Genomic DNA, 11,635 nt, shown 5'->3' on the forward strand with positions numbered 1-11,635 from the left:
GCTTGCACGGATCTCATCCCGGTGTCCACGGATCTCACCCGTGACATCCGTCGGACCGCTCTGCAGCGGACCTCATCGGTACAGGAGGTACTCCTTGCGCACCCGCCGGAACGCCGCCAGCTCCTCCTGCCAGCCGGCCACCACCTCGCCGGCGCTCGCCCCCGCGTCGATCATCGTGCGCACCCGCGTGGAGCCCGTCAGCTTGTCGATCCAGTTGTCGGACCGCCAAGCGAAGCCGCTCCAGACCTTCTTGGCGCTCACAAGAAGCGCGACGCCGGTGCGTACGGGGTCGTAGGCGGCCCGGTCGTGCACATGGATCTGCACCCCGCCGACGGTCTTGCCCTGGAACTTGGAGAAGGTCGGCGCGAAGTACGCCTCCCTGAAGTGCGCGCCGGGCAGCCCGAGTTGCTCCGCCTCCAGGGCCCACTTCCGGTCGATGCCCTCCGCGCCGAGCAGCTCGAACGGGCGGGTCGTGCCGCGCCCCTCCGACAGATTGGTCCCCTCGAACATGCAGGTCCCTGCATACACGAGGGCGGTGTCGGCGGTCGGCATGTTCGGGCTCGGCGGCACCCAGGGCAGGCCCGAGGCGTCGTAGAACTCCGACCGCTTCCAGCCCGTCATCAGTACGGTCTCCAGCGGGACGGGCACCGTGAGGAACTCCCCGTTGAACAGCCGCGCCAGCTCCGCCACCGTCATACCGTGCGCCTGCGCGATCGGCTGCCGTCCGACGAACGTCGCGAACTCCTTGTGCAGGACGGGCCCTTGGGCGGCGCGCCCGGTCACCGGGTTAGGCCGGTCGAGCACCACGAAGCGTTTGCCCGCGAGCTGTGCGGCCTCCATGCAGTCGTACAGCGTCCAGATGTACGTGTAGAAGCGCGCGCCCGCGTCCTGGATGTCGAAGACGACGGTGTCCACGCCCGAGGCGGTGAAGATGTCGGCGAGCGGCTGCCCGCTCTTCAAATACGTGTCGTAGACGGGCAGTCCGGTCGCCGGGTCGTCGTAACGGCCCTCCGAGCCGCCCGCCTGCGCGGTGCCGCGGAAGCCGTGTTCGGGTCCGAAGACCGCGAGGAGGTCCACGCGTGCGTCGGCGTGCATGACGTCGACGATGTGGCGCACGTCGCGGGTGACGCCGGTCGGGTTGGTGACGATGCCGACGCGCTGCCCGTCGAGGAGCGCATAGCCGTCCGCGGCCAGGCGCTCGAAGCCGGTGCGCAGCCGGTGACCGCCCTGGGGTGCGGCAGGTGCGGCAGGTGTGGCGGACGTGGCAGGTGCGGCCGACGCGGCCGACGATCCGGTGGTGGCCAGGGCGCCGATCGCTCCCGTCGCGGCGAGCAGACCTCGTCTGGACAGTTTCATGCGGTGACCTCCGTGTTCCCTGCGGCTGTCATGACCACGCACGCTAGCGTGCGAGGGGGCCGCGGAGAACGAACGCGACCGAAGCCGCCCTTCCATCCGTACATACCGACTGGTTAGTCTGGCGAGGCAGCAGTGCTGAATCGCCTGGTGTCGAAGTCGCGTCGAAGGAGACCGATGGTGGAAGCCGTGCAGGGTGCGGGAGTGGTCGTCACCGGAGCGGGAGGCGGCATCGGGGCCGCGCTGGCCCGCCGCTTCGCCGCCGAGGGAGCCAGGGTCGTCGTCAACGACCTGGACGCCGCCAAGGCCGCGGCCGTCGCCGACGAGATAGGCGCCGTCGCCGTCCCGGGCGACGCGTCCGCGATCGTGGCCGAGGCTCGCGACGCGCTCGGCGGCACCATCGACGTCTACTGCGCCAACGCGGGCCTCGGCTCCGGCGGAACCGAGGCGGCCGACGAGAAGGTCTGGGAGCTCGCCTGGGACGTCAACGTGATGGCGCACGTCCGTGCGGCCCACGAGCTGCTCCCCGGCTGGCTGGAGCGCGGCAGTGGCCGTTTCGTCTCCACCGTCTCGGCGGCCGGACTGCTCACCATGATCGGCGCCGCGCCCTACAGCGTCACCAAGCACGGCGCGTACGCCTTCGCCGAGTGGCTGTCGCTGACGTACCGCCACCGGGGCCTGAAGGTCCACGCGATCTGCCCGCAGGGCGTGCGCACCGACATGCTCGACGCCACCGGCAGTGCGGGCGACATCGTGCTCCGGCCGACCGCCATCGAGCCCGACGACGTCGCGGACGCCCTCTTCAAGGGGATCGAGGAGGACCGTTTCCTGATCCTGCCGCATCCCGAGGTCGCGGGGTACTACCGGGCGCGGGCCGCGGAGCCCGACCGCTGGCTGACGAACATGAACCACATCCAGCAGAAGTGGGAGGCCGGCCGGTGACCGCCCCGACCTACGCCGACAAGCCGTGGGTGGCCCTGCTGAACGACGCGCAGCGCGGCCCCATAGACCCCGCCGACTCCCTGGTGCACGCCCTTCGCGCGGTTGTCGCGGACACTCCGGACCGTGCCGCGCTCGCCTACTTCGACGGGCGGCTGAGCTACCGCGAGCTGGACGAGCTGAGCGACTCCGTCGCCGGGCACCTCGCCGCCCGCGGCCTGGAGCGCGGCGACCGGGTCGCGATCCTGCTGCAGAACTCCCCGCACTTCGTGCTCGCCCTGCTGGGCGCGTGGAAGGCGGGCGCGATCGTGGTGCCGGTCAACCCGATGTACAAGTCGGGGGAGGTCGCGCACGTCCTGCGGGACGGCGAGGTGGCGGCGCTGATCTGCTCCGACCGGGCGTGGGAGTCGTACCTGCGGGACACGGCCGCGGAATCGCCGGTGCGGATCGTACTGACCGGCTGTGAGTTGGATTTCCAAACGCGCAACGACGCGCGCGTGCTGACCTTCGAGCGGCTGCCGGGGGCCGCCGACGCCGACGACCTGGTGACCGTGGCCCGCGCGGGGCACAAGGCACCCGAGGGCCGTGACCTCGGGCCGTCCGACATCGCGCTGATCAGCTACACCTCGGGCACCAGCGGCGCGCCCAAGGGCGCCACCAACACGCACGGGAACATCATGTGCAACGCCGAGCGGCAGCGGACGGGCCTCGCCCTCCCGGAGGCGCCGGTGTACTACGCGATGGCGCCGCTGTTCCACATCACCGGGATGGTCTGCCAGTTCGGCGCCTGTCTGAACAGCGCGGGCACGCTCGTGCTGACGTACCGCTTCGAGGCGGGGGTCGTCCTCGACGCGTTTGCCGAGCACCGGCCGCAGTACACCGTCGGCCCGTCCACCGCCTTCATGGCACTGGCCGCCCACCCGGACGTGAGCCCGGACCACTTCTCCTCCTTCGTGAACATCTCCTCGGGCGGCGCTCCCTTGCCGCCGGCCCTGGTGGAGAAGTTCCGGGCAGGCTTCGGGCCGTACATCCGCAACGGCTACGGGCTCACCGAGTGCACCGCTCCCTGCGCCTCCGTCCCGCCGGGCCTGGAGGCACCCGTCGACCCGGCCTCCGGCACGCTGGCCGTGGGCCTGCCGGGCCCGAACACGGTCGTGCGCATCGTCGACGACGAGGGCCGGGAAGTGCCCTTCGGCGAGCAGGGCGAGATCCTCGTCCGCGGCCCGCAGGTCGTGCCGGGCTACTGGCGGCGCCCCGAGGCCACCGCCGAGACCTTCCCCGACGGGGAGCTGCGCACCGGCGACATCGGCTTCATGGACCCCCAGGGGTGGCTGTACGTCGTCGACCGCAAGAAGGACATGATCAACGCCTCCGGCTTCAAGGTGTGGCCGCGCGAGGTCGAGGACGTCCTGTACACGCATCCCGCGGTCCGTGAGGCGGCCGTCGTCGGGGTACCCGACGGTTACCGCGGGGAGACCGTCAAGGCGTACGTCAGCCTCCGTCCCGGCAGCGCGGCGGACCCGGACGACTTCGCGGAGTACTGCAAGGAGAGACTGGCCGCCTACAAATACCCCCGCCAGGTGGAGATACTGCCCGACCTGCCGAAGACGGCGAGTGGGAAGATCCTCCGGCGGGAGTTGCGTTCGCGTCCGGACGACGCGTAGGAGCGCATAACCTCGCACAACAACTGATACAGCGATACGGAAGGCAGGTGGCGGCAGTGCCCAGGACGACGGACGGAGACGGTACGCCCGTCCCGCAGCGGCTGCTCGCCGCCGCCACCCGGCTCTTCGCCGAGCGGGGCTACGACCGCACGTCCGTGCAGGAGATCGTCGAGGCGGCGGGCGTCACCAAGGGCGCGCTGTACCACTACTTCGGCTCGAAGGACGATCTGCTGCACGAGGTGTACGCGCGCGTGCTGCGCGTTCAGCAGGAGCGCCTGGACGCCTTCGCGGACGCGGACGAGCCCGTCGAGGAGCGGCTGCGGCGCGCCGCGGCCGATGTCGTCGTCACCACCATCGACAACCTCGACGACGCGATGATCTTCTTCCGCTCCATGCACCACCTGAGCCCGGAGAAGAACAAGCAGGTACGCGCCGAGCGCCGCCGCTACCACGAACGCTTCCGCGCCCTCATCGAGGAGGGCCAGAAGGAGGGCGTCTTCTCCACGGCCACCCCCGCCGACCTGGTCGTCGACTACCACTTCGGCTCGGTGCACCATCTGTCGACGTGGTACCGCCCCGACGGCCCGCTCGCCCCGCAGGAGGTCGCCGACCAGCTCGCCGACCTGCTGCTGCGCGCGCTGCGGCCGTAGGCGGCCCCACGCGTCGGCCCGGCCGACGCGTGGAGCGCATGACACGAAGGCACGGGAAGTCGGAGAGCAAGGGCCGGTGAGGGCGCACACCCTCACCGGCCCTTGCTCTCCGCGTACTTCTGGACCTCCCGCACCGGCCCTCGCGCTACACGTACTTCTTGATCTCCCGCCGCGCCAGCGACCGCTGGTGCACCTCGTCGGGACCGTCCGCGAGCTTCAACGTCCGGGCGCTGGCCCACAGTTCGGCCAGCGGGAAGTCCTGGCTCACGCCTCCCGCGCCGTGCAGCTGGACGGCCTTGTCGAGGATGTCGACGACCGTGCGCGGTGTGGCGATCTTGATGGCCTGGATCTCGGTGTGGGCACCCCGGTTGCCGACGGTGTCCATCATCCAGGCCGTCTTCAGCACCAGCAGACGCAGCTGCTCGACGGCCACCCGGGCGTCGGCGATCCAGTTCTGCACGACACCCTGCTGGGCGAGCGGCTTGCCGAACGCCGTGCGGGACACCGCCCGCCTGCACATCAGCTCGATCGCCCGCTCGGCCATGCCGATCAGCCGCATGCAGTGGTGGATGCGCCCCGGACCGAGCCGTGCCTGCGCGATGCCGAAGCCGCCGCCCTCCTCGCCGATCAGGTTGCTCGCGGGCACCCGGACGTGGTCGAAGACGACCTCGGCGTGCCCGCCGTGGGAGTGGTCCTCGTAGCCGTACACCTGCATGGCGCGCCGGACTTCGAGCCCCGGGGTGTCGCGCGGGACCAGGATCATCGACTGCTGGCGGCGGATGTCGGAGCCGTCCGGGTCCGTCTTGCCCATCACGATGAAGATTTTGCAGTCCGGGTTCATCGCCCCGGAGATGTACCACTTGCGCCCGGTGACGACGTACTCGTCGCCGTCCCGCTCGATGAGCGTGGTGATGTTCGTGGCGTCGGAGGACGCCACCTCGGGCTCGGTCATCGCGAACGCCGAGCGGATGTCGCCCGCGAGCAGCGGCTCCAGCCACTGCTTCTTCTGCTGCTCGTCGGCGAACTGCGCGAGCACCTCCATGTTGCCCGTGTCCGGCGCCGCGCAGTTCAGCGCCGTCGGAGCCAAGTGCGGGCTGCGGCCGGTGATTTCGGCGAGCGGCGCGTACTGGAGGTTGGTGAGCCCGGCGCCGTACTCGGAGTCCGGCAGGAAGAGGTTCCACAGGCCCTGGCGGCGGGCCTCGGCCTTCAACTCCCCGACGATCGCGGGGGTGTCCCACGGCGAGGCGAGCTGCGCGCGCTGCTCGTGCTCGACCGCCTCCGCCGGATAGACGTACTCGTCCATGAAGGCGAGCAGCTTCCCGCGCAGCTCCTCGGTGCGCGCGTCGAATGCGAAGTCCATGGCGGATCAGCCTTCCTGAAGGGTGGTCAGGCCGTGCTCGATGAAGAAGGGGACGAGTTCCCCGATGCGGTCGAAGCCCGCGCCGACCGTCTGGCCCAGCGTGTACCGGTAGTGGATGCCCTCGAGGATCACGGCGAGCTTGAACCAGGCGAACGCCGTGTACCAGGAGACGGCGGACACGTCGCGCCCCGAGCGCGCGGCGTACCGCTCGATGATCTCGGCCGGCTGCGGGTGCCCGGCGGCCGAAGCGGTGGTGCTGATGGGGGAGTTGGGCAGATCCAGCGGCGCGCTGTACATCACCAGCAGCCCCAGGTCGGTGAGCGGATCACCCAGCGTGGACATCTCCCAGTCCAGGATCGCCTTGATCCGGTCGTCCTCGCCGATCAGCACGTTGTCCAGGCGGTAGTCGCCGTGGATGACCGTGGCCGCGGGGGAATCCGGCAGTTCGCGGCCCAGGGCGGCGTGCAGCTCGTCGATCCCGGCGAGTTCGCGGTTGCGGGAGGCGTCCAACTGCTTGCCCCAGCGGCGCAGTTGCCGGTCGAGGAAGCCCTCGGGCCGCCCGAAGTCGGCGAGGCCCACCGCGGCGGGGTCCACCGCGTGCAGTTCGACGAGCGTGTCGACCAGCCCGAGCACGGCGTCGCGAGTGCGCTCGGGACCGAGCGGGGCGAGCTGCTCGGCGGTGCGGTACGGGGTGCCCTCCACGAACTCCATCACGTAGAAGGGCGCGCCCAGCACCTCGTCGTCCTCGCAGAGCAGCACCGTGCGGGGCACCGGCACGGCCGTCGGGTGCAGCGCGCTGATGACCCGGTGCTCGCGCTTCATGTCGTGCGCGGTGGCCAGGACGTGGCCCAGCGGGGGCCGCCGTACGACCCACTTCGCGGTACCGTCCGTCACGGAATAGGTGAGGTTCGACCGTCCGCCCTCGATCAGTCGGCCGGTCAGCGGGCCGGTCACCAGGCCGGGCCGCTCGCTGTCGAGCAGGCCGCGCAGCCGGTCGAGATCGAGACCAGGCGGGTGGTCGGGGCTCATCGTTTCTCCTCAACGCACGGAAACCGGACGTCAACCATGATGCCGACCGGTCGGTATGCCGTCCAGTGCGCGGGCGAAACGTGATCGGCGTCTCCCCCCGGAGGGTGCCGGAACCGGCCAGGACCGGGAGGTGACGCCAGGGCCGGAGAGGCCCTAGTGGTCGTCCCAGTGGCCCTCGTGCGCGGCGTGCCGGTGGCCGTCGTGCACATAGTCGACGTGATCCCCGTGGGCCACCTGCGGGTGCCCGCAGTCCTCGCCGTGCTGGTGGCCGTGCCCGCCGTGCGTCACATGCCCGCCCGGCTCGCACTCGTCCCAGTGTCCGGCGTGCTCGCGGTGCAGGTGCCCGTCGTGCGCGTAGTCGGTGTGGTCACCGTGCGGCACCGCCGGGTGGCCGCAGGCCGGGCCGTGGGTGTGGGCGTGCGTGGGGTGCTCGTGGTGGAGGGTGGTCATGGGGCTCACCTTTGAAAGAGGCGGGAAACGGCGGGAAACGAGGCCTCAGGATATCGGGACAAAGTCCAGCATTTCCCTTTCATTTGGCCTGCGTCCCGTTTGAGTACCTCAGCCTCAGAGCACCAGCGCCGCCGCGCACACGGCCAGCGCCACCGTGCACAGGGCCGCCGCCGCCCCGTGCCGGGCGGAGAGCGCCGCCGGGTGACCGGACCGCAGGTCGGCGAGCGTCCGGATGCGGCGGTGGGCGACGGCCAGGAACCCCAGCCAGAGGATGCAGCACAGGGCGCCGAGGACGGCTCCGGTCACCCCTCCGGCGCGCAGCGACGCCTTCGCGGCGAGCACGGCGGCGACGGTGCTCGCCAGCGTCGTACGCCGCCAGGCGAGCCGGGTGCGTTCCGGCTGGAGTCCCGGGTCCCGGTCCCGGGCGGGAGCGGTCACCCTTCCCAGCCGACGAGGACGACGACGACCATGGCGATGGCGACGACCGCGACGGCAACGCTCAGCAGGGCCGGAAAGCGGGACACCGGCAGGTCCTCGCCGTTGCGCATCGCCCGCTCGCACCGCACCCAGTGGTTGACGGCACGCAGCGAGCAGAGCACGCCGGCCGCCAGCAGGGCCAGCGCGAGACCCACCCGCCATCCCCAGCGCAGGTCCGGCAGGAACTGGTCCACGGCGAAGCCCCCGCCGATCAGCGCGAGCGCCGTGCGCAACCACGCCAGGAAGGTCCGCTCGTTGGCCAGCGAGAAGCGGTAGTCGGGCGTCTCGCCCTCCTCCCGGACGTCCTCCGGGGCGAACCACAGCCGGACGTTCCGTACGAATTCGATCACGCCCTGGACCCTACCGGCCGCCTGCCCGCCGCCCCGAGGACGGTGGCGTCAGCCCTTGGCCCGGTAGGCCTTCAGGCGCTCGTACGCGGCAAGACCGTCCGGCACCCAGGTCCAGTCGGTCAGCCGGCGCTCCACCTCGTCCTCGGGAAGGAAGTCGTGCCAGGCGACCTCCTCGACCTGCGGGTTCACCGGGAGGTCGCAGCGCACCTCGTACACGGCGGACCACCAGCTCCCGCGGGCTCCGCCGTCGTAGAGGAACTTGAAGAGCGGGACGGGCCGCGGGAGCCCGGAGACGCCGAGTTCCTCCTCGGCCTCCCGCAGGGCCGCGTCGTCGTAGGTCTCGCCCGTGCCGACGACTCCGCCTACGAACATGTCGTGGAGGGAGGGAAAGACCAGCTTGGTGGGGGTGCGGCGGTGGACGAAGATCCGGCCGGCGGCGTCCCGGGCCTGGATGAACACGCAGCGGTGGCGCAGACCGCGCGCGTACGCCTCACCACGCGGGGACTGCCCGATGACCTGGTCGTTCTCGTCCACGATGTCGAGGATCTCGTCGGCGGCGCTCATGGGGCCATCCAAGCAGCACGCCGCGGACGGCGGGGTGGGGGAGGGTCAGCCCTTCAACGCCGGCGCCGGTACCCGCTCCACGGGTGCCGCGCCGCTGGGCATCGCCGGATGCAGACCGAGCAGCACGATGCCCACGACGATCGCCGCGAGGCCCGCCGCCTCCCAGGCCAGTGCGCCGCTGTCGGTGCGCAGCCGGTCGCCGAGGAAGCCGACACCGCACGCGATTCCGGCGAGCGGCTGGGCGGCGGTCAGGGCGGGCAGGGACATCCGCAGGGGAGCCGTCTCGAAGGCGCTCTGCACGAGGATCAGCCCGACGACGCCGAGCGCCGCGACGGCGTACGGCTGCCAGGTCGAGAAGAGCGTGAGCCAGCCGCCGCCCTCCGTGACCAGCTGCCCGCTCACTCGGGTCAGCGCGTCCTGCACGCCGTAGAGGAGTCCGGCCGCCAGCGCCAGCAGGACCGGCGCGGCGCTCAGCCGGGACCGCTTCGCGTACGCCGTCAGCAGCAGTGCGCCGCCCACCATCAGCCCGATGATCAGCCAGTGCCGCGCCGGATCCGCGACCGCGTCGCCGCCGCGCGGCTGCCCCGCCACGATGAACGCCGAGACGCCGCCCGCGAGCAGCAGGAGCCCCGTCCAGCCCTGGCGCCCCAGTGACTGTTTCGTCTGCCGACGGGACAGCGCCATCGCGAAGAGCAGGTTGGTGGCCAGCAGGGGTTCGACGAGGGAGATCTCTCCGTGGCTCAGCGCGATCGCGCCGAGCACCATTCCGCAGACCATGAGCCCGATGCCGCCGAGCCAGCGCGGCACCCGGATGAGGTCGAGCAGCAGGCGCGGCGAGAGGAAGTCGCCCAGCGGCGCGTGCGAGGCAGCGTTCTGCTGGAGCACGAAGCCGAAGCCGAGACAGCAGGCCGCGCTCACGGCGAGGACGAGAACCAGTACCGACACGCTGCGTACCTCAATACATCGGGGACGGGGACGGGCGGGGTTACGGGTATCGGAAGACTGTAGCCGAGTCCCCGGAAACCGGCAGTTGACTGGGTCACTTCGTTGCCCAAGGATCTGACCGACCAGTAACAATGTCGAGGAGGGCCTGCTCATGGCGTACGACGCAGATGTGATCGTGATCGGGGCGGGCCTCGCCGGGCTCGCGGCGACCGCGGAGCTCGTCGACGCGGGCCGCAAGGTGATCCTTCTCGACCAGGAGCCGGAGCAGTCGATCGGCGGCCAGGCGCACTGGTCCTTCGGCGGGCTCTTCTTCGTGGACTCGCCCGAGCAGCGCCGGATGCGGATCAAGGACAGCCACGCGCTCGCCCTCCAGGACTGGATGGGCACCGCCGCCTTCGACCGCCCGGAGGACCACTGGCCCCGCCAGTGGGCCGAGGCCTACGTCGACTTCGCGGCCGGCGAGAAGCGCTCCTGGCTGCACAAGCAGGGCGTCCGCTTCTTCCCGGTCGTCGGCTGGGCCGAGCGCGGCGGCTACGACGCCAATGGGCACGGCAACTCCGTACCCCGCTTCCACATCACCTGGGGGACCGGGCCGGGGCTGGTCGCGCCCTTCGAGCGGCGAGTGCGGGCCGGGGTGGCCCGTGGTCTCGTCGAGCTGCGGTTCCGGCACCGGGTGACCGGGCTGTCCCGCAGCGCGGGCGCCGTCGACACGGTCACCGGGGAGATCCTGGAGCCGTCCGGCATCGAGCGCGGCCAGGCCAGCAGCCGGGCGGTCGCCGGCGCCTTCGAGCTCAAGGCGCAGGCGGTGATCGTCACCTCCGGCGGCATCGGCGGCAACCATGACCTCGTCCGCGCCAACTGGCCGGAGCGGCTCGGCACCCCGCCCGAGAAGATGATCTCCGGCGTTCCCGCGCACGTCGACGGGAAGATGCTCGCCATCGCCGAGGAGACGGGCGCGCACCTCATCAACCGCGACCGGATGTGGCACTACACCGAGGGCATCCAGAACTGGAACCCCATCTGGGAGAACCACGGCATCCGCGTCCTGCCCGGCCCGTCCTCGCTCTGGCTGGACGCCCGCGGCAACCGGCTGCCGGTCCCGCTCTTCCCCGGCTTCGACACGCTCGGCACGCTCGAACACATCATGCGGACCGGGTACGACTACACGTGGTTCGTGCTCGACCAGAAGATCATCGGCAAGGAGTTCGCGCTCTCGGGCTCGGAGCAGAACCCCGACCTCACCGGCAAGTCGATCCGGGACGTCATCGGCCGGGCCCGCGCGGACGTCCCCGGTCCCGTCAAGGCGTTCATGGACAACGGCGCGGACTTCGTCGTGGAGAAGGACCTCGCCGCGCTCGTCCGCGGCATGAACGCGATCACCAAGGAACCCCTGATCGACGAGGCGGAGCTGCGCCGTGTGATCGTCTCGCGCGACCGGGAGATCGCCAACCCCTTCACCAAGGACCTCCAGGTGACGGCGATCCGCGGCGCCCGCACCTACCTGGGCGACAAGCTGATCCGCACGGCGACCCCGCACCGCATCCTCGACCCCAAGGCGGGCCCGCTGATCGCGGTGCGCCTGAACATCCTCACCCGCAAGACCCTCGGCGGCCTGGAGACCGACCTCTCCTCGCGTGTGCTGACCGAGGGCGGTGACCCGTTGGAGGGCGTGTACGCGGCCGGTGAGGCCGCCGGGTTCGGCGGCGGCGGAGTCCACGGCTACCGCTCGCTCGAAGGCACCTTCCTCGGCGGCTGCCTCTTCTCGGGGCGTACGGCGGGGCGGGCGGCGGCGAAGGCGCTGGGCTGAGCCCTCCCAAGTCCCGTCTAGTCCCCTGAAGTCCTCTCAAGCCCTGC

At 71.2% G+C, this 11,635-nt stretch carries 12 protein-coding genes; 4 read left to right on the forward strand and 8 right to left on the reverse strand.

Features of this window, described 5'->3' with window-relative positions:
- Nucleotides 1–72: 72 nt before the first annotated feature.
- Nucleotides 73–1,356: an exo-beta-N-acetylmuramidase NamZ domain-containing protein gene (locus AB5J56_RS35685; protein WP_369238999.1), complete on the reverse strand. Its 1,284-nt coding sequence runs from the start codon at nt 1,354–1,356 to the stop codon at nt 73–75.
- Nucleotides 1,357–1,530: 174 nt separating this feature from the next.
- On the opposite strand from AB5J56_RS35685, the gene AB5J56_RS35690 reads away from it, so the two are divergent.
- Genes AB5J56_RS35690 through AB5J56_RS35700 form a run of 3 tightly spaced genes read left to right on the forward strand, consistent with a single transcriptional unit; the run spans nt 1,531 to nt 4,606 of the window.
- Nucleotides 1,531–2,295: an SDR family oxidoreductase gene (locus AB5J56_RS35690; protein WP_369239001.1), complete on the forward strand. Its 765-nt coding sequence runs from the start codon at nt 1,531–1,533 to the stop codon at nt 2,293–2,295.
- Nucleotides 2,292–3,956, forward strand: coding sequence for a class I adenylate-forming enzyme family protein (locus AB5J56_RS35695; protein ID WP_369239003.1), 1,665 nt, complete (start codon nt 2,292–2,294; stop codon nt 3,954–3,956). The genes AB5J56_RS35690 and AB5J56_RS35695 overlap by 4 nt, the downstream gene beginning before the upstream one ends.
- Nucleotides 3,957–4,012: 56 nt before the next feature.
- Nucleotides 4,013–4,606, forward strand: a complete 594-nt coding sequence (locus AB5J56_RS35700) for a TetR/AcrR family transcriptional regulator (protein ID WP_369239005.1) — start codon at nt 4,013–4,015, stop codon at nt 4,604–4,606.
- Between the two features lie 145 nt (nt 4,607–4,751).
- Here AB5J56_RS35700 and AB5J56_RS35705 read toward each other — a convergent pair whose 3' ends face one another.
- From AB5J56_RS35705 to AB5J56_RS35735, 7 genes are all read right to left on the reverse strand, one after another.
- On the reverse strand, nt 4,752–5,966 hold the full coding sequence (locus tag AB5J56_RS35705) for an acyl-CoA dehydrogenase family protein (RefSeq protein ID WP_369239007.1): 1,215 nt from the start codon (nt 5,964–5,966) through the stop codon (nt 4,752–4,754).
- Nucleotides 5,967–5,972: 6 nt separating this feature from the next.
- Nucleotides 5,973–6,995 (reverse strand): phosphotransferase family protein, encoded by a 1,023-nt coding sequence (locus AB5J56_RS35710; protein WP_369239009.1) that lies wholly within the window; start codon nt 6,993–6,995, stop codon nt 5,973–5,975.
- Nucleotides 6,996–7,148: 153 nt separating this feature from the next.
- The gene (locus AB5J56_RS35715) at nt 7,149–7,445 is read right to left on the reverse strand and encodes a hypothetical protein (RefSeq protein ID WP_369239011.1); all 297 of its coding nucleotides are present in this window, start codon (nt 7,443–7,445) and stop codon (nt 7,149–7,151) included.
- A gap of 114 nt (nt 7,446–7,559) precedes the next feature.
- Nucleotides 7,560–7,883, reverse strand: coding sequence for a DUF202 domain-containing protein (locus AB5J56_RS35720; RefSeq protein WP_369239013.1), 324 nt, complete (start codon nt 7,881–7,883; stop codon nt 7,560–7,562).
- The gene (locus AB5J56_RS35725) at nt 7,880–8,272 is read right to left on the reverse strand and encodes a YidH family protein (RefSeq protein WP_369239015.1); all 393 of its coding nucleotides are present in this window, start codon (nt 8,270–8,272) and stop codon (nt 7,880–7,882) included. The genes AB5J56_RS35720 and AB5J56_RS35725 overlap by 4 nt, the downstream gene beginning before the upstream one ends.
- A 48-nt stretch (nt 8,273–8,320) precedes the next feature.
- Nucleotides 8,321–8,836: an NUDIX hydrolase gene (locus AB5J56_RS35730; RefSeq protein WP_369239017.1), complete on the reverse strand. Its 516-nt coding sequence runs from the start codon at nt 8,834–8,836 to the stop codon at nt 8,321–8,323.
- Nucleotides 8,837–8,881: 45 nt separating this feature from the next.
- Nucleotides 8,882–9,781, reverse strand: a complete 900-nt coding sequence (locus tag AB5J56_RS35735; protein WP_369239019.1) for a DMT family transporter — start codon at nt 9,779–9,781, stop codon at nt 8,882–8,884.
- Nucleotides 9,782–9,932: 151 nt separating this feature from the next.
- Here AB5J56_RS35735 and AB5J56_RS35740 point away from each other — a divergent pair, with 151 nt between their 5' ends.
- Complete coding sequence (locus AB5J56_RS35740; RefSeq protein WP_369239021.1) at nt 9,933–11,588, forward strand: FAD-binding dehydrogenase; 1,656 nt, start codon at nt 9,933–9,935, stop codon at nt 11,586–11,588.
- Nucleotides 11,589–11,635: the final 47 nt, after the last annotated feature.

The sequence above is a fragment of the Streptomyces sp. R21 genome, assembly GCF_041051975.1.
Classification (GTDB): Bacteria; Actinomycetota; Actinomycetes; order Streptomycetales; family Streptomycetaceae; genus Streptomyces.